Origin of the sequence: Micromonospora sp. CPCC 205554 (genome assembly GCF_036902745.1) — a bacterium.
Classification (GTDB): Bacteria; Actinomycetota; Actinomycetes; order Mycobacteriales; family Micromonosporaceae; genus Micromonospora; species Micromonospora tulbaghiae.
In genome coordinates, this window is record NZ_JBAKHP010000004.1 from 14,671 (window position 1) to 37,679 (window position 23,009).

Annotated in this window: 13 protein-coding genes; 3 read left to right on the forward strand and 10 right to left on the reverse strand. The window is 74.7% G+C overall.

What is annotated here, in order from left to right; translation table 11 throughout:
* Positions 1 to 3 precede the first annotated feature (3 nt).
* The 3 genes from V6U82_RS08745 to V6U82_RS08755 form a co-directional block, all read right to left on the reverse strand.
* Positions 4 to 1,446, reverse strand: coding sequence for a serine/threonine-protein kinase (locus tag V6U82_RS08745; protein WP_334460359.1), 1,443 nt, complete (start codon positions 1,444 to 1,446; stop codon positions 4 to 6).
* A gap of 93 nt (positions 1,447 to 1,539) precedes the next feature.
* Positions 1,540 to 2,427, reverse strand: a complete 888-nt coding sequence (locus tag V6U82_RS08750; protein ID WP_128138985.1) for a helix-turn-helix domain-containing protein — start codon at positions 2,425 to 2,427, stop codon at positions 1,540 to 1,542.
* 105 nt (positions 2,428 to 2,532) lie between these two features.
* Complete coding sequence (locus V6U82_RS08755; protein ID WP_013285958.1) at positions 2,533 to 2,790, reverse strand: DUF397 domain-containing protein; 258 nt, start codon at positions 2,788 to 2,790, stop codon at positions 2,533 to 2,535.
* Positions 2,791 to 3,015: 225 nt separating this feature from the next.
* Between V6U82_RS08755 and V6U82_RS08760 the strand changes: the two genes are divergently transcribed.
* Entirely contained in the window at positions 3,016 to 3,651 is a 636-nt protein-coding gene (locus V6U82_RS08760) for a GGDEF domain-containing protein (protein WP_334460363.1), read from the forward strand.
* 106 nt (positions 3,652 to 3,757) lie between these two features.
* On the opposite strand, the gene V6U82_RS08765 is transcribed toward V6U82_RS08760, so the two are convergent.
* A complete protein-coding gene (locus V6U82_RS08765) occupies positions 3,758 to 4,252 on the reverse strand; it encodes a type II toxin-antitoxin system PemK/MazF family toxin (RefSeq protein WP_128139272.1) in 495 nt (164 codons plus the stop codon).
* A 69-nt stretch (positions 4,253 to 4,321) separates the two neighbouring features.
* Here V6U82_RS08765 and V6U82_RS08770 point away from each other — a divergent pair, with 69 nt between their 5' ends.
* Complete coding sequence (locus V6U82_RS08770; protein WP_128139271.1) at positions 4,322 to 4,834, forward strand: NUDIX hydrolase; 513 nt, start codon at positions 4,322 to 4,324, stop codon at positions 4,832 to 4,834.
* A gap of 43 nt (positions 4,835 to 4,877) precedes the next feature.
* Positions 4,878 to 6,086: a hypothetical protein gene (locus V6U82_RS08775; RefSeq protein WP_334460365.1), complete on the forward strand. Its 1,209-nt coding sequence runs from the start codon at positions 4,878 to 4,880 to the stop codon at positions 6,084 to 6,086.
* Here the strand turns inward: V6U82_RS08775 and V6U82_RS08780 are convergent.
* From V6U82_RS08780 to V6U82_RS08805, 6 genes are all read right to left on the reverse strand, one after another.
* Positions 6,032 to 7,681 carry a DUF885 domain-containing protein gene (locus tag V6U82_RS08780; protein WP_334460366.1) on the reverse strand — a complete coding sequence of 550 codons (1,650 nt, stop codon included), beginning with the start codon at positions 7,679 to 7,681 and terminating at the stop codon, positions 6,032 to 6,034. The two genes, V6U82_RS08775 and V6U82_RS08780, sit on opposite strands and share 55 nt — an antisense overlap.
* A gap of 95 nt (positions 7,682 to 7,776) precedes the next feature.
* On the reverse strand, positions 7,777 to 13,263 hold the full coding sequence (locus tag V6U82_RS08785) for a non-ribosomal peptide synthetase/MFS transporter (protein ID WP_334460368.1): 5,487 nt from the start codon (positions 13,261 to 13,263) through the stop codon (positions 7,777 to 7,779).
* Complete coding sequence (locus tag V6U82_RS08790) at positions 13,263 to 16,388, reverse strand: non-ribosomal peptide synthetase (RefSeq protein ID WP_334460370.1); 3,126 nt, start codon at positions 16,386 to 16,388, stop codon at positions 13,263 to 13,265. The genes V6U82_RS08785 and V6U82_RS08790 overlap by 1 nt, the downstream gene beginning before the upstream one ends.
* Positions 16,385 to 16,573 (reverse strand): MbtH family protein, encoded by a 189-nt coding sequence (locus V6U82_RS08795; protein ID WP_013285950.1) that lies wholly within the window; start codon positions 16,571 to 16,573, stop codon positions 16,385 to 16,387. The genes V6U82_RS08790 and V6U82_RS08795 overlap by 4 nt, the downstream gene beginning before the upstream one ends.
* Position 16,574: 1 nt before the next feature.
* Positions 16,575 to 17,528, reverse strand: coding sequence for a TauD/TfdA family dioxygenase (locus V6U82_RS08800; protein ID WP_334460372.1), 954 nt, complete (start codon positions 17,526 to 17,528; stop codon positions 16,575 to 16,577).
* Positions 17,529 to 17,559: 31 nt separating this feature from the next.
* Positions 17,560 to 23,007, reverse strand: coding sequence for a type I polyketide synthase (locus V6U82_RS08805; protein ID WP_334460373.1), 5,448 nt, complete (start codon positions 23,005 to 23,007; stop codon positions 17,560 to 17,562).
* Positions 23,008 to 23,009: the final 2 nt, after the last annotated feature.

The following is a 23,009-nucleotide window of genomic DNA, read 5'->3' on the forward strand; positions in this document are numbered from 1 at the left end:
CGCTCAGCCCTCGCCGGCGCCGCCGCGCAGCCGCTCGTAGCCGTCGATCAGCTTGCGCAGCGCGGCGGCGGTGACCGGGTCGATCTTGTCGTCCTCGGCCGCGTCCTCGATCTTCTCGCGCAGGTCCTCGACCCGCTTGTCCCGGTCCTTCGGCTTGCCCCGGTCCAGCTCGGCGGCCTTCTTGCGCAGGTCGTCGGCCGTCTTGCGGTCGATCAGCCCGATCGACTCGGCCCGGTCGAGCAGCTCACCGAACCGGTCGCCGAGCTGACGCAGCGTCACCGGTTCGGGTGCCGCCGACGTCGGCGCGGCGCTGCTGGGCTTCGGGGCGGGCGGCTCGGCGGCGCCGGTCGACGGACCGGCGGTGGGCGCGGCCGCCGGCGGCGTGCCGGAGCCGTCGCCCCACACCAGCGAGCCGACCACGGCGAGCAGCAGCACCAGGGCACCGGCGACGAGCAGCCCGAGCAGCCGGTTCGACGAAACCGCCGGGCGCGCCGGCGCGACGGGACGCGCCGGCGGGACCGGGCGGGACGCGGCGGCCGGGGACCGATCGACGAGGGTGGGCGGGTGTGCCACCGGCGCCACGGTGGGCAGGATCGCGGTCGGCGGGTCCACCGGGCGGCCCGCGCCGAGCCGCTCGGCGAGCCGGGCCGCTGTGGGCCGCCGCTCCGGGTCCACCGCGAGGCAGGCCAGGACCAGGTCGGCGACCTCCGGTGGCAGGCCGGGCACCCGCAACGGGGGCACCGCCGGCCGGTTGCGCCGCACGTCCAGCACGTCGTCCCAGCTGCGCACCGGCAGCGGGGCCTGACCGGTGAGGCTGCGGTACAGCAGGACGCCGAGCGCGTACACGTCGCCGGCCGGGTTCGCCGGGCCCGGGTCGAGGCGTTCCGGGGCGAAGTAGGCCGGGGTACCCATCAGCAGCGCGCCGGTCTGCCCGGTCACCGGGTGCGGGCCGGCGGGCGCGGCGATGCCGAAGTCGAGCACCTTCGCGCCGGTCTCGGTGAGCATCACGTTCGCCGGCTTGATGTCGCGGTGCACCACGCCGATCCGGTGCGCCGCGGCCAGCGCCCCGGCCACCTGCCCGGCGGTGCGGACCGCGTCCGGCCAGGCCAGCGGCCCGCCGGCCAGCCGGTCGGCGAGCGTCTGCCCCTCCACCAGCTCCATCACCAGGTACGGGACCACGACGCCGCTGTCCAGCGTCGCCTCGCCGTAGTCGTACACCTGGGTCACGTGCGGGTGGGTGAGCCGCGCCGCCGCGCGGGCCTCGCGCTGGATGACCGCCCGCAGTTGCGGGTCGGCGGCGAGCTGCCCGGCGAGGGCCTTGACCGCGACGGGCCGGTGCAGCACCTCGTCGTCGGCGCGCCACACCTCGGACATCCCGCCGAGGCCGATGCGTTCGCGCAGGACGTATCGGTCGTGCAGGCGCAGGGCGGGCGTGAACGGCGACATAATTCACCAGGCTGCCATGCGCGGCACCGGCCGCACCAACCCGCGCCCCCGTTTCGTCCCGTTCCGGCGTTCTTGCGCCCGCCGCTGCCCCGGTCAGGCCGGGTACAGCTCGTCGCGCATGCGGGCCAGCAGCTCCGGGGTCCGTTCCGGCGGCGCGGCCTCGACGCACAGCCGTTCCATCGCCTCGGCGTAGAAGTCGAGGTCGTCGCGCTTGTCCAGGTAGATCGCGCTGGTGAGCTGCTCGATGTAGACGATGTCGGGCAGGTCGGCGTCACCGAAGCGCAGGATGCTGAACGCGCCGCTGGCCGCGGCGTGCCCGCCGGCGGCGAACGGGACGATCTGCAACCGCACGTGCGGGCCGGAGGTCGCCTCGATCAGCGCGTCCATCTGCTCCCGCATCACCGCGGGGCCGCCGATCGGACGGCGCAGCACCGCCTCGTCGAGCACCGCCCACAGCTGCGGCGGGTTCTCGCGCCGCAGCAGCTCCTTGCGCTGCATCCGCAGCTCCACCCGCCGGTCCAGCTCGGCCGCCGACGCGCCGCGGTGGCCGAGCAGGATGACCTCCCGGGCGTACGCGGCGGTCTGCAACAGGCCGGGTACGAACTGCACCTCGTACGTGCGGATCAGCGCGGCGGCCGCCTCCAGGCCCAGGTACGACTGGAACCAGGCGGGGAGCACGTCGCCGTAGCGGTGCCACCAGCCCGGGCTGTTCGCGTCGCGGGCGAGCTTGAGCAGCGCGTCGCGGTCCTCCGGCGCGGTGACGCCGTAGAGCGTGAGCAGATCGGCCACGTCACGCTCCTTGAAGCCGACCCGGCCCAGCTCCATCCGGCTGATCTTCGACTCCGACGAGCGGATCTCCCAGCCGGCGGTCTCCCGGCTGACCCCGGCGCTCTCCCGCAGCCGGCGCAACTGCCCGCCGAGCAGCATGCGCAGCACCGTCGGACCGCTTGTCGGACCACCCTCGACGGGCACCGTCGCCACCTGACCGCCCTCGCATCCCGACCGCCCCGGCCGGGCACCCTCCCGGACCGACGAGTAAGCATGCCATGAACCGACAGTGAGGTGAACTCCTCCGGACGGACGGAGTCAGTCCCGTGTACGGGACGGCGGGATCAGATGGTCGAAGTCGCCGTCCCGGGCGCCGAGCACGAACGCGGCGATCTCGTCCACTGTGTAGATCAGCGCCGGGCCCTCGGGGTGCCGCGAGTTGCGCACCGCGATGCCGCCACCGCCGGGCAACTCGGCCAGTTCGACGCAGTTGCCACTGGGGTTGCTGCGACGGCTCTTCAGCCAGCGCATCGGTGGCAACTCGGTCACGGGCACGCCGTTCGGGGGTTGCTGCATGGGCGTCCTTCGGGATGAGCCAGCCGAGGCCGCGGGGAGGGGCGGTGGGTGGCGACGTCTGTCGACTGAGGAGTGAGATGCACGTGCATCTGCTATTGCATCTGCAATGGACAGAGAGCATGATAGCGGAAATACGGTGTGCCGGTTCGCTCACGTACGGTGACCCGAGCCCGGCCCCGGGGACGCCGCTCCGCGCGGCTTCGGGACTGCGGTGAGGAGGACGCGTTGGCGGATCCGATGACCATCGCCTCCGGCATCTCCGCGGCGGGCGCGCTCGTCTCCGCCTGGCAGTTACGCCGCCGCGCGCTGCGCGCCGAAGCCGAGATCGAGCTGCTCCAGGCCGAGCTGGCCGCCGAGCGGCACGCCGCCAGCCACGACCCGCTCACCGGGCTGCCCAACCGCCGCGCGTTCTTCCGGCTGGCCGCCGCCCTGCTCACCGACCCCGCCGGTCAGCCACTCGTCGCGGTCGTGCTCGACCTGGACAACTTCAAGCAGGTCAACGACCGCTACGGGCACGCCGCGGGGGACCAGGTGCTGGTCTGCGTGGCGCAGCGGCTCGCCGCGTTCGCCGGCCCCAACCTGGTCGCCCGGCTCGGCGGCGACGAGTTCGCCGGCCTGCTGGCCAGCCCCACGCCGGACCGCCGGTGGATCGAGCACGCCACCCGGCGGCTCTGCGAGGCGCTCGCCGCGCCGATCCCGCTGGGCGCGCGCAGCATCCAGGTCACCGCCTCGGTCGGGCTCGCGCCGGTGCACTGCCCCACCCAGCTCGCCGACGCGCTCTGCCGCGCCGACGCGGCCATGTACGAGGCGAAGACGCTCGGCCCCGCCCGCCCGGCCCGCCAGCTCGTCGCGGAGTGCTGAACCGGCTGCGCCCGGCTCGTCGCGGAGTGCTGAGCCCGGCTCGTCGCGCGGCGCTGAGCCCGGTCCGCCGGCTCGTCGCGGTGCCGGCCGGGCTCGGTCCGGCCGGTCAGCGCCAGCCGTAGCCGGCGCGCAACGCCTGCCCGACCCGGTCGAACCGCGGCCGGTCCAGCACCGCGCCCTCGCGGCGGATGCTGTCCTCGCGCATCGTGAGCACCCGGTCCAGGCGCACCCAGCTCGGCCGGTTGTCCCGGTCCCACTCCCCCGGGCCCAGCGCCAGCCAGTGCCGCTGACCGTGCCGGTCGCTCTGGCTGGACAGCATCAGCCCGAACAGCGTGCGGCTGTGCCGGCCCACCACCAGCACCGGGCGGTCCTTTCCCTGACGCGGGTCGTCCTCGTACGGCACCCAGGTCCAGACGATCTCGCCGGGGTCGGCCTGGCCGTCCGGTTCCGGGGCGTACGACAGCTCGCGGCGCTGCAACGCGCTGACCTGGCGGCGGCGCGCGACCTGGGCCGGGATCGGCCCGCCGGTGCGGGCCGGGGCGGGCACGCCCCGGGTGATCCGGCCGAGCTTCGACGCCACGTTCCTCAACAGACCTGCCACGGCGGGCAGCCTAGTCGGCGGTGTCCGGCGGTCGCGCGGCGGCGCTGCCCCGTTCCCTAGGCTTGGAGCGTGGAGTTGCCCGACGATCTGCCGCTGTTCGAACGCAGCGCGGTACGGCTGGTGGTGCTCGACGCCGCCGACCGCCTGCTGCTGTTCCACACCCGCGACCCGGACCATCCGGACCTCGGCGTGTGGTGGGAGCTGCCCGGCGGCGGGCTGGACCCCGGTGAGACGTACCGGGAGGCCGCGGTCCGCGAGCTGCGCGAGGAGACCGGCATCGCCATCGGCCCGGACGAGGTCGGCGCGCCCACCTGGCGGCGGCGGGCCAGCTTCCGGCACCGGCAGCGCCGCCACCTCCAGGACGAGGTGATCGTGACGGTACGGCTGCCCGGCCCCGGGCCGGACGTGGACGAGGCGCTGCGGCTGGACTACGAGGTCGAGGACTACTTCGGCTTCCGCTGGTGGCCGCTGGCCGAGGTGCTCGCCGAGCGGCCGCGCTGCTACCCCGGGCGGCTGCCGGAGCTGCTGCCGGCGTTTCTGGCCGGAACGGAGATCGACGAGCCGTTCGAGCTGTGGTCCTGACCGGTGGCGTGCCGCCGGGCGCGCCACCGGGCAGAGTGGAGCCGTGACTCCTCTGCGCGCACCCCTGGCCCGTTACGCCGAGCGGCTGCACCGCGCCGCCGGCGACGCCCACCACGTCGCCTCCCCACTGGGCGCCTGGCTGCTGCTGGCGCTGACCGGCCCGACCGCCACCGGCGACGCCCGCGCGGCGCTGGCCGAGGCGCTCGGCGCCGACCCGGACGACGCCGCGGCCGAGGCCCGGGCACTGCTCGCCGCGCCGCACCCGATGGTCGCCGCCGCCACCGCGCTGTGGGAACGCACCCCGGCGGTGGAGCTGGCCGCCTGGCGGGCCGCCCTGCCGGAGGACACCGAGCGCGGTGCGCTGCCGGACCAGACGGCGCTCGACGCCTGGGCCCGGGAGCGTACCGGCGGGCTGATCGACCGCTTCCCGGTCGACGTCACCCCGGACACGCTGCTGGTCCTGGCCAACGCGCTCGCGACCCGGGTGTCATGGGCCGACCCGTTCGACACGGCCCCCGGCGCGGAGCTGGGCGCGGGCAGCGCCTGGTCGAGCCGCCTGCGGCGGGTGCTGCGCACGCCGCCGTCCGGGCACCGCTGCTGGGTGGCGGCCACCGGCCGGGCCGGCGACGTGGCGGTGCACGCGGTGCCGGCCGGCGACGGCGGCGCCGGGATGCTCGTGGTGTCGGTGGCCGCCGCGCCCGAGGTGCCGGCCGCCGACGTGCTGGCCGCCGCGCAGGAACTGGCGAGCGCCGCCGCGCTCGCCCCGGACGCCGTACCGGGTCACCGGTCGCTGTTCGACCTGCCACTGGGCGAGACACCACTGTGGGCGCTGCGGGAGGAGCCGACCCGGACGTACGCGGCCGACGGCCGGGAGGAACGCGCCACGGCGGTGCTGCCGTGCTGGTCGGCGCAGAGCCGGCACGACCTCACCGCGCCCGGGTTCGGCTTCGACGCGGCGGCTCGGGCGCTCGGCGAGCTGCTGCGCCTGACCGGGCCGGAGTTCGACGCCGCGCAGTCGGCGGTGGCCCGGTTCGGCCGCTACGGCTTCGAGGCCGCCGCGGTGACCGCGTTCGGCCGGGCGACAGCGTTGCCGCCGGAGGGCGTCGCCCGCGTCGCCGAGCTGCGGTTCGGTCACCCGTACGCGGTGGTCGCGGTGACCACCGACCCGGACGGCGGCCCGTGGCACGCGCTGCCCGTCTACTCCGCCTGGGTGGCCGACCCGGAGGAGCTGCCCGCCGACGAGGCCGGATAGGCCGCGAGAGCGCTTCTGAGCTGGTCCAGTCCCAGCGAGCCGAGTTCCAGGGACCGGTTGTGGAACGCGCGACGGTCGCCGGGGAACGCCGCGCGGCCGTCCCGCCACACCCGCTCCCCCACCTTGTAGGTGAGCGCCTGGCCGGGCCGGCCCAGGTACCGGGCCAGTTCCAGAGGCGCGTACGGCCCCTGATGGCAGCGGTCGCGCAGCAGGCCCAGCGCGGCCTGCGGCGTCCACGGCGCGCCGCTGCCGGAGGGCATCGGCAGTCGCAGGTGCAGACCGATGTCGAGCACCACCCGGGCCGCCCGCAGCAGTTGCATGAACAGGTGTCCCAGCCGGGCGCCCGGCTGCTCGTAGAGCCCGAGCTCGTCCATGAACCGCTCGGCGTACAGGGCCCAGCCCTCCTGGGCTCCGGAGAGCCCGCCGAGCAGGTTCAGCCGCTGCCCGAGACCGCCCCGGCACGCCTCGGAGCCGAGGTGCAGGTGGTGGCCGGGGACGCCCTCGTGGTACGCGGTGCTGTACGCCCACCAGGTGGGGAGGTGCTCCCGGCCCTCGGGCAGCAGCCACGAGACCCGGCCCGGCCGCGACAGGTCGCGGGACGGCGCGATGTAGGCGGTGCCGCCCGACACGGTGATGCGTGACTCGATGCGCCGCAGCGGCGCGGGGATGTCGAAGTGGGTGCCGTGCAGCCGCTCGGTGGTGGCCTCCAGCAGCTCCTGGAGCCAGGCGCCGAACGCGTCCCGGCCGTGCAGGACGCCGGGCGCGTCGGGCCGGTCGAGCCGGTCCCGCACCTCGGGCACGGTGCCGCCCAGCGCCTTCGCCTCGGCGACGAGTTCCGCCTCGATCGTGGTGAACTCGTCCCAGCCCCACTCGTACAACTCGCGCAGGTCCGGTTCCGCGCCGAGGAAGGCCCGCACCCAGAGCGCGTACCGCTCCGGGCCGAACGCCTCGTCGTCGTGCGCCCGCGGCGCGAGGTCCGCGTCGAGCATCGCGGCGAACCTCCGGTACGCCTCCCGCGCGTCCTGGGCCGCCGCCTGCAACGAGTCGCGCTGCGGGCCGTCGCCGTACCGCCTCACCAGGGCGGTGTCGTCGTCCATCCAGGCGCGGCAGCGCTGCGTCACCAGCTCCACCTGGCGCCGGGCCGGCAGGTGACCGCGCCCGGCGGCGAGCAGGAGGCTGCGGGCGTACCCGTCGAGCGCGGCCGGGATCGCGGTCTGGCGCGCGCCGACGCGGGCCCAGCCGTCCTCGGAGGCCGCGCGCCCGGCGTCGCGGCCCGGCACCGCCGACTCGACGCACTGGCGGATGAGCTGGAGCGGACCGGTGGCCGCGGCGTGCAGTTCGCGCAGGTCCTCCCCGGCGTCGTGGAAGGCGGTCCGGGCGCGCAGCCGCTCGGCGAGGTGGGCGTGCAGCGGGGTCGCGGGCAGCGCCTCGATCCGGCGCAGGGCGTGCGCGGCGAGGTCGGCGCGGGCCTGGTGACCGTCCGGGCTGTAGTCGGTGAGCCCGTCGACGTCCAGCTCACCGGCCTCGACCACCGCCGCACACGGGTCGAGGCGCCCCATCTCCCGCAGCAACGCGTCGATGACGTCCTCGCTCATCGCACCGATGCTAGCCCCGGTGATCAAGGAGTTCGTGCCGGCCGGGGGGCCCGGAACGGACACGAACTCCTTGATCAAGCGGGTGGGAGGCGGGGTCAGACCGAGACAAGTTCCTTCTTCTCGGCCTTGGCGGCCAGACGCTTCTCGCGCTCCTGGGCGCCGATCAGGTCGTCCGGCAGGGAGTCCTCCACCTCGATGTCGAACCGGCGCAGCAGCCGGATCGCGAACCCGCCGAGCGTGATCAGGATCAGCGCCACGCCGAAGCAGATGTACGCGAAGCCGATGCCCCGGCCCGGACCGGTGCCGATCACCGCGCCCACCGAACCGGCCAGCGCCCCGCCCGGGGCGAGCATCGGCTCGAACAGGGCGGTGGCGCCCGGCGCGAGCAGCGCGAAGCCGATCGGCAGCGTCGACCAGGAGATGGTCTGGTTGAGGCTGAACACCCGGCCGTGGAAGCGCTGCGGCACCTTCACCTGGACGATCGTCGCGTAGATCGACTGCGCGGTGGTCATCGACATGGCCAGCCAGCAGAAGCCGACACAGATCATCGCCACCGACGCGTCCAGGCCGATCAGCACGCAGCCGATCGCGGTGCCCAGGTTGCCGATCAGCACGCCGATCATGCGGCGCCTGCGCGGACCGCCCCACAGCGACATCAGCACGCCGCCGAGCACCGCGCCGACCGCCTCGGCCAGCGCCACCTGCGCGACCTGCGTCGGGCTGCCGAACGACAGCACCAGCGGCGTGATGAGCACCAGCGCGGGCGCCAGGAAGATGTTGCCCAGCGCGAAGTAGCCGAGCATCAGCCGGAATCCGCGGTGCCGCCAGGAGTAGCGCATGCCGTTGGCGATGGCCACCAGCAGCCGTTCCCGGGGCCGCCAGCCCAGCGCGTCCGGGAACCGGACCACGGCGAGGGTGAGCACCGCGAACACGTAGCTGGCCACGTCGACCAGCAGGATGCCCTTCAGCTCGATGGTGGCGAGCAGACCGGCCGCGAACGCCGGCATGAGCAGCGTGGCCACACCGGTGGAGAGCTGGGTGATGCCCATGGCGTGCCCGAGGTAGCGCTTGGGCACCAGCTGCGGCACCGCCGACTGGAACGCGATCCGCTGGAACGAACCGGCCACCGAACTCAGCGCCACCAGCATGTAGATGTGCCAGAGCACCAGGTTGTCGGTCCACAACAGGGCGGCCAGCACGAGCTGGACGGAACCGGCGAAGCAGCTCGCCGTCATCATGATCCGCCGCCGGCTGACCCGGTCGACCAGGGCGCCGGCCACCGGCAGCATGAGCACGCCGCAGATCAGCGCGAGCGCCCAGAGCAGGCCGAGGTTCGCCACCGAGCCGGTGCGGTTGAACAGCCAGATCGGCAGCGCGAACGCGGTCAGCGCGGAACCGGTGCTGGAGATGAGCTGACCGGTCGTGATGGCCATGAACCGGCCCATGCTCGGCTTGACCGTCGTGGTGGGCTTGCGGTCCTCCCCGACCCGCAGCGTGTCGGCCACCACCCAGCCGGCGTCCTCACCGCGGGCCTCCGGCGTGAGCGCGCCGACGTCACCGGCGACCACCGCCGGATGCACCCGGGTGACGATCTCGGCCAGTTCCTCGGCCCGGTACTTGAGGAAGAAGTGCCCGGCCTGGTCGAGCACCACGAGGCCGAGCGTGTCGCTGAGGAACTGCCACTCGGCGTACCGCTCGCGGTAGTAGTCGGTCACCGGGTCCTCGGAGCCGACCACCGAGATGATCGGCGCGCGCAGCTTCGCCGCCTGCTGGTCCAGCAGCCGGGTGAAGTACTCCTCCGAGGCGCGGGAGTCGGCCCGCATGTTGCTGATGATCCGGTCGGCCTGCTCCGGCTCCAGCTCGTCGGTGTCCACACCCATCGACTTGAGCCAGCTCGCGGAGTGCCTGTTGCTGCTGAGCCGCTCGAGGCGGTCGCGCAGCGCCGCGATCACGCCCTTCGGGCGGGCGAACGGGAACATGGCGCCGATGTAGACGGCCTCCAGGTCCCGGCCGGCTGCCTCGACCTTGCGGGCCACGTCGGCGAGGATGGCGCTGCCCACGCCGCAGTGGCCGTACAGGGCGATCGGTCCCTCGACCCGCTCCAGAATCTCGTCGGCGACCCGGCTGGTCAGCTCGTCGAACGGCAGCGCGTCCTCGCTGAGACCCACGTCGTGGCCGGGGATCGCCAGCGACCACAGCCCGTACCCGGCCGGCAGCGCGTCGGCCAGCGGCTGGTAGACGATGGCGCTGCCGCCGCCGTACGGGACGCAGACGTACGTCAGCACCCGCTTGCCCGCCGGGATCGGCTTGGTCAGCTCGTAGAGCAGCCGGCGCGGCCCCTCCTGCGCGGCGTCGCCGGAGATGAACGCGGCGAGGTCGCGGATGGTGCGCTGCTGGAACAGGTCCATCACGCCGACCGCCCGGCCGCCCAGCTCCGCCTTGCGGATCTTCGCGACCACCTGGGTGGCGAGCATCGAGTGCCCGCCCAGGTCGAAGAAGTCGTCGTCGATGCCGAGCGTGTCCACGCCCAGCACCTCGGACCAGATCGCGGCGAGCGCCCGCTCGGTGTCGTCGCGCGGCTCCACAAGCGCCACCGACGCCTCGCGGGTGACCACCGGCGCGGGCAGCGCCTTGCGGTCCAGCTTGCCGTTCGGGGTCAGCGGCAGCGCGTCGAGCGTGACGAACGCGGCCGGCACCATGTACTCCGGCAGCGTGTCCTTCAGCGCCGCCTTCAGCGCGGCGTGCTCGGCCTCCCCCACCAGGTACGCGGTGAGCCGCTTGTCGCCCGGGCTGTCCTCCCGGACGATCACCGTGGCCTCGGTGACGCCCGCCTGCTCGCGCAGCGCGCTCTCGATCTCGCCCAGCTCGATGCGCAGGCCGCGCAGCTTGACCTGGTGGTCGATGCGGCCCAGGAACTCGATCACCCCGGCACCGTCCGGGCCGACGACCCAGCGGGCCAAATCACCGGTGCGGTAGAGGCGGGCGCCCGGCTCGAAGGAGAACGGGTCGGGGACGAACTTCTCCGCCGTCAGCGCGGGCCGCCGGTGATAGCCGCGGGCCAGCCCGACGCCGCCGATGTGCAGCTCACCGGCCACCCCGACCGGGCACTGCGCGCCGGACGGGTCGAGCACGTGCAGTCGCAGGTTGGCGATCGGCGCGCCGATCGGCACGCTGGTCACCTGCGCCAGCCGGTCCGGCTCGCACGCCCAGGCGGTCACGTCGATGGCCACCTCGGTCGGGCCGTACAGGTTGTGCAGTCCGCACCAGGGCAGCCGGGCGGTGAAGTCGGCCGCCGAGGCCGGCGGCAGCTCCTCGCCGGAGCAGATCACCCGGCGCAGCGCGGTCGCCGCCTCCACGCCGTCCTCGGCGAGGAAGACGGTCAGCATCGACGGGACGAAGTGGGCCGTGGTGATCCGCTCGGACACCAGCAGGTCGCGCAGGTAACCCGCGTCCTTGTGGCCGCCCGGCTTGGCCAGCACCAGACGGGCGCCGGTACGCAGCGGCCAGAAGAACTCCCACACCGACACGTCGAAGCTCGCCGGGGTCTTCTGGAGCACCGCGTCGTCGGCGCCGAGGCCGTACGTCTTCTGCATCCAGTCGAGCCGGTTGACGATGCCCCGGTGCGTGTTCGGCACGCCCTTCGGGCGACCGGTGGAACCGGAGGTGTAGATGACGTACGCCAGGTGCTCCGGCCCGGCGGCGGGCGCCGGGTCGGTGTCGGGCCGGCCGGCCCAGACCGTGGCGTCGTCCAGTTCGAGCACCGTGGCGCCGGTGTCGGGAAGTACGTCGCGCAGGTGCGACTGGACCAGCACCACCGGCGCGTCCGCGTCGCCGACCATGAACGCGAGCCGGTCGGCCGGGTACTCCGGGTCCAGCGGCAGGTACGCGCCGCCGGCCTTGAGCACGCCGAGCAGCCCGGCGACCAGTTCCACCGAGCGTTCCGCGCAGACCCCGACGAGCGTCTCCGGGCCGACGCCCGCCGCGCGCAGCCGGTGCGCTACGCGGTTGGCCTGCGCGTTCAGCTCGGCGTACGTGCGGCTGTGCCCGTCGATGGTGACCGCCACGGCGTCCGGGGTGGCCGCGGCGCGCTCCTCGATCGGACCGTGCAGCGTCTGCTCGCGCGGGAAGTCGGCCGTGGTGTCGTTCCAGGCGGCGAGCAGGTCCCGCTCGGCGGCGGGCAGCAGCGGCAGCCGGGACACCGGAGTGTCCGGCGCGGCGACGACCGCGTCGAGCAAGGTGGTCCAGCGCTGCGCCATCCGCTCCACAGTGGCCCGGTCGAACAGGTCGGTGTTGAAGACCAGCTTGCCCCAGAGCCCGTCGACGGTCTCCACCGCGTGCAGCTCGAAGTCGAACCGGGTGGCCTGCAACTCCATCGGAGTCCAGGAGAACGTGACCTCGTCGGTGCGGGACACGCCGGTGAACCGGCCCATCTCGTAGTTCTGCAGCACGAACATGGCCTGGAACACCGGGGAGCGGCTGACGTCGCGCGGCAGGCCCAGCTCGTGGACCACCTTGGCGAACGGCACCTCGGCGTGCTCGAACCCGTCGAGCACGGTGCGGCGGGTGCGTTCCAGCAGCTCGGCGAACGTCGGGTCGCCGCCCAGGTCGGCGCGCAGCGGCAGCATGTTGATGAACATGCCGACGAGGTTCTCCAGCTCCGGTGCGGACCGGCCGGCCACCGACGCGCCGATCGCGAAGTCGTCCTGACCGGCGTGCCGGGCCAGCAGCACCTGGTACGCGGCGAGCAGCGTCATGAACAGCGTGCCGCCGCTGTCGCGGGTGAGCGCGTTGAGCGCCTCGGTGGCGGCCGGGTCGAGCTGGAACTCGACGAAGTCGCCCCGGTAGGTCTGGGTGGCCGGGCGCGGCCGGTCCAGCGGCAGTTCCAGCGGCGTGATGCCGGCCAGCCGCTGCTTCCAGTAGTCGACGTGCGCCCGCGCCTGCGGCCCGTCCAGCTCCTGGGCCTCCCAGACGGCGAAGTCGCCGTACTGGATCGGCAGCGCGGGCGGCTCGCCGCCCCGGTAGAGCGTGATCAGGTCGCGCAGCAGCACGTCCACCGACCAGCCGTCGCCGACGATGTGGTGCTGGGCGAGGAACAGCACGTGGTCGTCGGCGGCGAGCCGGATCAGCAGGGCCCGCAGCAGCGGACCGTTCGCCAGGTCGAACGGCTCGGCCGCCGCCGCGTCGACGAGCGCCTGCGCGGCGGCCTCGTCCGGCGCGTCCACCACCGTGAGCGGCACGTCGGCGGTGTCCGCGATGACGACTGTGGGACGGCCGTCGGCGTCGGCCGGGAAGCGGGTGCGCTGCGACTCGTGCCGGTCGGCCAGCGCGGTGAGGGCGGCGCGCAGCGCGTCCACGTCCAGTGGTCCGCGTACCCGCAGCGGCACCGCGATGTGGTACGCCGCCTCGCCCGGGGCGAGCTGGTCCATGAACCAGACCCGCTCCTGGGCGTAGGACAGCGGCACCTGGGCGCCGGACGGGCGGGGGGTGATCCGGGCCGCGGGGGCGGTCTGGCGGGCGCGTAGCCGTCGGGCGATCAGCGCCTGCCGGGCCGCCTCGCGGGCCGGATCCTTCAGGTCGGTCATCAGTTGGTTCCCTCTTCCGCCGCGAGCAGCGCGGCGACCTCGGTGTCGGAGAGCCCGTCGAGTTCGGCGGCGATCCGCTGTTCGATCTGGGCGGCCAGGTCCGCCACCACAGGGCTGCTGAACAGCGCCCGCATGGGCAGGTCGACGTCCACCTCGGCGCGGATCCGGGCCATCGCCCGCATACCGCGCAGCGAGTTGCCGCCGAGGGTGAAGAAGTCGTCCAGGGCGCCGACCTTCTCCACCTGGAGGATCTCGGCGTACACCTCGGCGACCAGGCCCTCGGCCTCGGTGCGGGGCGCGACGTAGCTGTCCTGCTCCGGCTCGGCCGCCGCCGGGGCGGGCAGCGCGGCACGGTCCAGCTTGCCGTTGGGCGTCAGCGGCAGCGCGTCCAGCCGGACCAGGGCGGCCGGCACCAGGTGCGCGGGCAGCTCGCGGGCCAGTTCGGCGCGGACCGAGTCCTCGTGGGCCGGGCCCACCAGGTAGCCGACGAGCGTCGGCTCGCCGCCGTCGGTGCGTACCGCCGCGGCGGCGGCGCGCACGTCCGGGTGGGCCAGCAGCGCGGCCTCGACCTCGCCCAGTTCGATGCGCATGCCGCGCACCTTGACCTGGTCGTCGCGGCGGCCCAGGTAGTCCAGCGTGCCGTCGGCACGCCAGCGGGCCAGGTCGCCGGTGGCGTACATCCGGGCACCCGGCGGGCCGTACGGGCAGGGCAGGAACCGCTCGGCGGTCAGGCCGGGCCGGTCGTGGTAGCCGCGGGCGAGCTGCGTGCCGGTGACGTACAGCTCCCCCACCACGCCCGGCGGCACCGGCCGCAGGGCGGCGTCGAGCAGCAGCGACCGGGTGTTCCAGGTGGGCGTGCCGATCGGCACCGGACCGGCCGGGACCGGCTCGCCGGGGGCGATCCGGGCCGCGACGCAGCCCACTGTGGCCTCGGTCGGGCCGTACTCGTTGATCACCGCCACGTCGGGGTGCGCGGCCCGCCACGCGGCGAGCTGCTCCCCGGTCAGCGCCTCGCCGCCGATCACCAGGTCGGCAGTCGGCGACAGCTCGGCGTCGAGCAGCGGCAGGTGGCTCGGCGTGACCTTGAGGAAGGCCGGCCGGCCACCGGCGCGGGCGGCCGGGGAGTCGATCGCGGCGAGCCGGACCGTGCCGCCGGCGGTGAGCGTGCCGAGCAGGCCGGTGACGGTGAGGTCGAACGACACCGGCGAGTGCAGCAGCGCCGCCCCGGCCAGCCCCGGGTACGTGGCGCGGGCCCACGCCAGGTACGCGGTCACCGCCCGGTGCTCGACCACCACGCCCTTCGGGCGGCCGGTGGAGCCGGAGGTGTAGAGCACGTACGCCGGGTGCTCCGGGCGCAGCGGTGCGACCCGGTCGGCGTCGGTGAGGTCGTCGCCGGACTGGTCCGAGCCGACCTCGCCGTCGAGCACCAGCGCGTCGCCGGGCACCAGGGCGGCGGTGTCCGGCGCGGTCACCACCAGCGCGGGCGCGGCGTCGGCCAGCAGGTACGCGATCCGGCCGGCCGGGTACGCCGTGTCCACCGGCACGTACGCGGCGCCCGCCTTGAGCACCGCCAGCATCGCCACGACCAGGTCGCAGGAGCGGGGCAGCGCCAGCGCGACCCGCGTCTCCGGGCCGGCGCCCCGGGCCACGAGCAGCCGGGCCAGCCGGTTCGCGGCGGTGTTCAGCTCGCCGTAGCCGAGCGTCACGCCGTCGCAGACCAGCGCCGCCGCGTCCGGGGTGGCGGCCGCCTGCCGCTGCACCTCGTCGACCACTGTGGTCACCGGCACGTCGCGGGCGGTGTCGTTCCAGGCGCCGAGCACCTGCTCCCGCTCGGTGTCGGTGAGCAGCGGCAGCGCGCCGACCGTGCGCTCCGGCTCGGCGACGGCGGCGTCGAGCAGCCGGACGTAGCGGCGGACCACCGTCTCGGCCGTGGCCCGGTCGAACAGGTCGGTCCGGTAGACCAGGCGGCAGTCGCCGGTGGTGATGTCGAAGGCCAGGTCGTCCTTGGTGGTACCCAGTTCCACCGGGTCGAGGCCGGAGTCCGGGATCCAGTTCAGCGCGGTCTGGAAGATCGGCTGCACCGACGGGTCACGCTGCGGGTCGACCGCCTCGACGATCTTCTGGAACGGCGTCTGCCCGTGCTCCATGGCGTCGATCAGGCCGTTGCGGACGCGGCCGAGCAGCGCCGCGAACGCCGGGTCGCCGGAGACGTCGCAGCGCAGCGCCACCGGGTTGACGAACATGCCGATCAGCGGCGTCAGCTCCGGGTTGTCCCGGCCCGCGGTGGAGACGCCGACCACCACGTCGGCGTCGCCGGAGATCCGCGACAGCAGCGCCGCGAAACCCGCCAGCAGCACCATGTACGGGGTGGCCTGGGCGCCGGTGGCCAGCGCGCCGACGCGGTCCAGCAGCCCGTCGGGCAGCGTGAAACGCACCTCGTCACCGGCGAAGCCGAGCTGGGCCGGGCGGGGCCGGTCCAGCGGCAGGCCGGTGACCGGCGGCGCGCCGGCCAGGTGACCGGTCCAGAACGCGAGCTGCCGGTCCAGTTCCTCGCCGGTGAGCTGCTGGCGCTGCCAGACCGCGAAGTCGGCGTACTGGATGGGCAGTTCGGGCACGGCGGGCTCGGCGCCGGTGCGCGCGGCCTCGCAGAACGCGACCAGCTCGGCGTGGAACAGCACCGCGGAGTGGCTGTCGAAGACGGCGTGGTGCACCACGAACGCCAACGCGAGCCCTTCCTCCATGCGGATCAGCCGGGCCCGCCACAGCGGCGCCGCGTCCAGCGGAATCGGCAGGCGCGCCATCTCGCCGCGGATGCGCTCGAACTCGGCCCGCTGCTCACCCGCCGGCAGGTGGGTGACGTCGGTGACGGGCAGCGGCGCCGGCTCGTGGGCGCGCACGACCTGTACCAGCGCGCCGTCGTCGGTCCGCAGGTGGGTACGCAGCGCCTCGTGCCGGGCGATCACCCGGTTGACCACGTCGCTCGCCGTGCCGGCGTCCACGCCGGCCGGGAACAGCCACGGGAAGGACACGTTGAACACCGGCGACCCGGCGTCGAGCTGGTTGGCCATCCACACCCGCTCCTGGGCGTAGGAGGCCGGGAAGGTCCACTCCTGGCTCGCGCTCATGAGAGGGCCTCGCGCACGGAGCGGGGACGCATGTCGGTCCAGACCTCGTCCACGTGGGCCAGGCACTCCTCGCGGCTGCCGGCGAAGCCGGTGTCGTGCCAGCCGGCGGGCAGGTCCCGGTCGGCCGACCAGATCGAGTACTGCTCCTCGTCGTTGCGGACGACCAGGAATCGGGGTTCGGCCATGTCAGTTCGCTCCTGCGTTCTCGGGGGTGTGCGGCTCGGCCATCGCGACGGCGATCTTGCGGGGACCGGTGAACGGCTCCCGGCCGTGCGCGGCGGTCATGTTGTCCACCACCAGCACGTCGTCGCGCTGGTAGTCGAAGCGGACGGTGGCCACCCGGTAGGCGGCGCGCAGGTGGTCCATGACGTCGGCGGGGATCTCGCCGCCGTCGCCGTAGTAGGTGTTCGACGGCAGCCCGTCGGCGCCGAACATGGCCAGCAGCCCCTCCTGGTAGTCGGTCGGCAGGGTGCTGAGGTGGAAGAACGTGGCGTGGTTGAACCAGCGCGGGGTGTCCGACCCGGGGCGGTGGTGCACCACGTCGCGGACCGCGCGGGTACGCAGGCCGTCCTTGCCGACCCACTCCACGATGATCCCGTTGTCCGCCGCGTACGCCTCGACCTCGGCGCGGCTCTCGGTGTTGAACACCTCCTGCCAGCGGGTGCCGAAGTCGCCGTGGAAGTTGCGCACGAGCATCCACCGGCGGCGGACGAACTCCTCCCGGACCGCCGGGTCGATCAGCTCGTAGACCCGGCGCACGTCGGCCAGCGGCGTGGCGCCCCGGGTCTGCGGCGGCGTGACGCAGTAGAAGAACAGCGTCAGCGGCCAGCGCGCCTGGTACGAGTTCTCGTTGTGCAGGAAGATCTCCTCGTCCGGCGGGTAGTCGGTCGAGGTGTAGACCCGGCCCTTGATGGAGTGCCGGGGCGAGGAGCGCTCGGTGTAGGTCAGCGGCTCACCGGCGAGCGCGCGTACGGCCTGGTCGAAGCCGTCCACGCCGCCCACGTCGAAGCCGCGGAACAGCAGCCCGCCGCTGGCGACGAGGGTGTCCCGCAGCTCGGCGCGCCGGGCCGTGATCAGGTCGGTCAGCGCCCGGCCGTCGCTCTCGACGACCACCGGCAGCGTCGCGGTTGTCTCGCTCATGGTGCGGTGTCTCCTTGTGTGCGTCGGGATGTCAGCCGCGGGGCAGCCGCGGGATGGCCGGGATCGCCGCCGGGGCGGCCGGTGCGTCGGCGGGCGCCGCGGCACGCAGTTCCTCGATCCGGGCGGCCAGTCCGGCCACCGTGGGGGTCTCGAAGAGGCTGCGCATCGGCAGCCGTACGCCGGTCGCCTTGCGCATGGCGGCGATGAGCTGCACGGCGACCAGCGAGTTGCCGCCGAGGGCGAAGAAGTCGTCGTCCACGCCGACGTCGGTGACGCCGAGGCCGTCGCGCCACACCTGGGCGATCGTCTTCTCCAGCTCGGTGCCGGGCGCCGCCGAGCCGCCGCCGGTGGCCGCCGGGCCGGCCGGCGCGTCGGTCTCCTCGGCGAGGCTGTCGGTGGTGACCCGGGCGGCCCGGCGCCGGATGTCGGCCACGGTGCGGGTGGCGATCACCACCTGGGCGCCGAGTCCGGCGGCGAGGCTGCGGCGGAACGCCTCCGCGCCGTCGACCGGGCGGATGTCCTCGGTGACCGGCGCGGGGGCGTCACCGGTCGCCGCCGGGGACTCGGCCAGGTTGCCGGTGACCGCGTCCTGGTCGACCCGGCGCAGCACGAAGTCGCTGATCGCGACCAGCTCCCGGCCGTCCGGGTCGCGCAGCGACAGGTCGGCGGCGACCACCTCGTCGGTGGCGGCGGGCCGGTGCCGCAGGTGACTGTGGAACGTCGCCGGCAGCGGCCCGCGCACCACGATCCGGCCGTACGACAGCGGCAGGTAGGTGCCGGAGCCCTGCCCGCGGCCGAACGCGGTGGCCACGTCCAGCAGCGCCGGGTGCATCCCCCAGGAGGGCAGGTCACCGAGCGCGGCGGCGGGTGCCTGCACCCGGGCCAGCTCCTCGCCGTCGGCGAGGTGGTGCTCGGCCAGCGCCGCCCAGCGTGGCCCGAACGTCAGCATGCTGGTGCGTCCCCGGCCGAACGAGGCGTCGTCGTCGACCCGCCGCCCGGCCACCGCCGGCACGGCGGCCGGCGGGGCCGCATCGGTGGTCCACCCGGCGGTGCCGCGTACGTGGGTGCGCGCCTGTCCGGCGGCGAGGCTGGCGACGGTGAAGTCGGTGCCGTCCTCGGCCGGGGTCAGCTCGACCCGGTACTGTGCCACGGTGCCGTCCGGCACCGAGAACGGCTCCAGGAACACCACGTCCCGCAGCTCCACCGCGGCGTCCGGCCCCGGCGCGGGCAGCGCGGCCACCACCGCGGCGCGCACCGACTCCAGGTGGGCGGTGCCCGGCACCACCGGCACCCCGCCGATCCGGTGCTCGTCGAGCAGCCAGTGCGTGTCCGCCGAGACGAGGCCGTGCAGCACCGTGCCGTCCGGGCCGGCGACCATCGTGGTCAGCACCGGATGGTCGACCGCAGTGGTCACGGTGTCCCGCCCGGCGGCCCGGAACGCGGCCGGCGCGGCGGTCTCCACCGCCATGCCGACCTCGGCCCAGCCGCCCCAGTTCTGCGACACCACAGGCGCGCGGAACCCGGTGCCGGAGCGCGCGAACGCGTCCAGGAAGTTGTTCGCGGCGCAGTAGTCGACCTGGCCGAACCCGCCGATCACCGCCGTGATCGAGGAGCAGAGCACGACGAAGTCCAGCGGCAGGTCACCGAAGACCCGGGCCAGCGCCAGGGTGCCGGCCAGCTTCGGGGCCAGCACGCGCCGCGCCTCGTCGCGCTCCTTCACCTCGGCCATGCCGCCGCCGGGCAGACCGGCGGCGTGCACGATGCCGTCCAGCCCGCCGAACCGGCGCTCCGCCTCGTCGCGGACCCGGCGCAGGTCGTCCGCGTCGGTGACGTCCGCGGCGAGCACCAGCACGTCGGCGCCCGCGGCCTCCATCCGGCGGATCGCCGCGATGGCCCGCCCGGCCCGGTCGGCGCCGCCGTGCACCGCGAGGTGCGCGTCCCAGTCGTCCCGCTCGGGCAGCCCGGAACGGGCCAGCAGCACCAGCTTGGCGCGGGCCCGGCGGGCGAAGTCCTCGGCCAGGGTGACGCCGATGCCGCCGAGACCGCCGGTGATCAGGTAGCGGCCCTCCTCGCGCAGCACGCCCGGCTCGTCCTCGGCGGCCACGGTGACCTGCTCGTAGCCGGCCAGCCAGCGTCGGTCGCCGCGCAGCGCCACCTCCGGGTGCTCCGCGTCGACCGGGCTGCGCAGCTCGGCCACCAGGGCGGTGACACCGCGCGCGGCCGGGTCGGTGTCGAGCAGCCGCACGGTCAGGCCGGGCAGCTCGGCCGGGAGCACCCGGGCCAGGCCGGCCAGCGTGGCGTGCTCCGGGCGGACCAGGTCGTCGCCGCGTACGTCGCCGATGCCGGCGGTGACCAGGTCCAGGCGTACGCCCGCCTCGTCGGCCGTGACACCGGCACCGGCCAGGGCCTGCACCAGGTGCAGCGCGCCGAAGAAGCCGCGCTCCTGCGCCGCCCAGGCGGCCGCCGGGTCGGTGCCGGCCGGCTCGCCGTCAAGCGCGAACGCGTGCACGATCCGCCGGGGCAGGTCGGCGCCGAGCGCGGCGACCAGTTCCTCGGCGTCGGCGCGTACGCCGGGGCGCAGCCGGAAGCCGTTCGCGGTGGCGGTGAACGCCTCGCCGGCGCGTACCTCGACCGGGTCGTCACCGGCGGCGCGCAACGCGGCCACGAGCGCCTCGCCGCGCGGGCCGTCGGCCAGCACCAGGCAGCGTCCCAGCGGCTCGGCCGTGCGGACCGGCGGGGCCTGCCGCCAGGCCGGCACCGCGAACCACTCCGGCAGCGGGCGGGGGCCGGTCTCGGCGGGCGCCGCGGCGACCTCCTGCTCCGGGTCGGGGTCGATCCAGTAGCGGCGCCGCTCGAACGGGTACGTGGGCAGCGGCACCCGCCGCGCGTGCGGATCGGCCGGGAGGCTCACCGGCACCCCGGCGCACCACAGCGCGCCGGCCGTGCCGAGCAGCGCGGCCACGTCACCGGTCTGCTCGCCGGGGCCGGGCAGGCTGCCCAGCGGGGTCAGCGCACGCTGCGCCTCGCCGGCCTTGGCGACCTGCATCCGGGCCAGGTTGGCCAGCTGCCGGCCGGGGCCGCACTCGACGAGCGCCCAGGTGCCCTCGGCGAGCAGCGTGGCCACGCACGCGCCGAAGCGGACCGGGCGGCGCAGGTGCGCGGCCCAGTACGCCGGGTCGGTGGCCTGCGCCTCGGTGATCCAGGTGCCGGTCACGTTCGACACGAACGGCACCGCCGGGGCGCGCAGCGGCACCGTCGCCATCAGCGCGGTGAACTCGTCCAGGATCGGGTCCATCATCGGCGAGTGGAACGCGTGCGAGGTGCGCAGCACCTTCGACTTGTTCTTGCCGCCGAGGCTCGCCGCGAACTCCTCCACCAGCGCGGTCTCACCGGCGACCACGCAGGTGCCGGGGCCGTTGACGGTCGCCACCGACAGGCCCTCGGGCAGCTTCCCGGTCACCTCCGACTCGTCCAGCGTGACCGCCAGCATCGAACCGGCGGGCAGGGAGTGCATGAGCCGGCCCCGGGCGGCCACCACGCGCAGCGCGTCGGCGAGGTCGAGCACCCCGGCCACCGTCGCGGCCACGTACTCGCCGATGGAGTGGCCGATCATCGCGGCCGGGGTGACCCCGGCGGCCCGCCAGGCGGCGGCGAGCGCGTACTCGACGGTGAACAGGGCGGGCTGGGTGTAACGGGTCTGCGTGAGCTTGTCCGCCGCGTCCGGGTCGCGGCCCAGGATCAGGTCGCGGATGTCCAGGCCCAGCTCGGGGCGGAGCAGTTCGGCGCACTCGTCGACGGCGGCGGCGTACGCGCTGTCCTGCGCGTACAGCTCGGCGCCCATCCCGGCGTACTGCGAGCCCTGGCCGCTGAACAGGAACGCCACCCGGGGCGCGGGGCCCTCGGCGGCGCCCCGGTGACCCTTGCGCCGCTCGCGCAGCGCGGCGGCGGCGGACGCCGGGTCGCCGGCCACCACGGCGGCGCGGTGGGCGTACACCTGGCGGCCGACGCGCAGCGTGTGCGCCACGTCGGCCAGCGCCACGTCGCTGCCGCTCTCCAGGTGGCCGGCGAGCCGCCGCACGGCGGTGTCCAGCGCGGTCGGGGTCTTCGCCGACACCTGGAGCAGGTGCGCCGGGCGGGCGGACGGCTCGGGCCGGCCCGCGGCCGGGGCTTCTTCCAGCACCACGTGCGCGTTGGTGCCGCCGATGCCGAAGGAGCTGACGCCGGCCCGGCGCGGACCGCCGTCGGTGTCCCACTTGGTCAGCGTGTTCGCCACGTAGAACGGGGTGTCGGCGAAGTCGATGGCCGGGTTCGGCGTCTCGTAGTTGATGGTCGGCGGGATCAGCCCGTGTTCCATCGCCAGCACCGTCTTGATCACACTGACGATGCCGGACGGCTGGCTGAGGTGGCCGATGTTCGACTTCACCGAGCCGATGCCGCACCAGCCGCGCTCGTCGGTGTCCTTGGTGTAGACGGCGGACAGCGCGGCGACCTCGATCGGGTCGCCGAGCGCGGTGCCGGTGCCGTGCGCCTCGACGTAGCTGATGCTGCGCGGGTCGACGCCGGCCAGCTCGACGGCCTGGGCGACGGCCTCCATCTGCCCGTCGATGCTGGGGGCGGTGAAGCCGACCTTCCCGGCGCCGTCGTTGTTGATGGCGTTGCCGAGCACGACCGCGCGGATGGTGTCGCCGTCGGCGATCGCGTCGGAGAGCCGCTTGAGCAGCGTCACGCCGACGCCGCTGCCCCACACCGTGCCGTTCGCTCCGGCGTCGAACGGCCGGCACCGCCCGTCCGGCGAGGTGAAGCCGTCCATGCCGAGGTAGCCGACGTGCGGCAGCTCGATGTTGACGCCGCCGGCCAGGGCCATGTCGCACTCGCCGTTGCGCAGCGCCTCGCAGGCCAGGTGGAACGCGACCAGGGAGGTGGAGCAGGCGGTGTGCACGGTCATGCTGGGTCCACGCAGGTCCAGCCGGTACGACACGTTCGTGGCCACGTAGTTCGGCGAGTTGCCGGTGGCCAGCGAGACCGCACCGTGCGGGTTCCCGCCGACCCGCTTGTTGCGCAGCACGTTGCGGTGCATGTACGTGTTGCCGCCGGTGCCGGCGTACACGCCCACCGCGCCGTCGTAGCGGCCCGGGTCGTAGCCGGCGTCCTGCAACGCGGTGTAGCAGGTCTCCAGGAACAGCCGGTGCTGCGGGTCGGTGATCTCGGCCTCGCGGGCGGTCATCCCGAACAGGCCGGCGTCGAACTCGTCGTAGCCGTCCACCAGCGGGGCACGGTTGACCCAGCCCGGGTCGTCGACCTCCTGCGGCTGGGCGCCGCGGGCGAGCTGCTCCTCGCGGGTCAGCTCGGTCGTCGACTCCACGCCGTCGACCAGGTTGCGCCAGAACTCGTCGACGTCGGCCGCGCCGGGCAGGCGGGCGGCGAGCCCGACGATGGCGATGGGCTCGACGCCGTCGTCGGCCGGAATGTCGTTCTGCATGG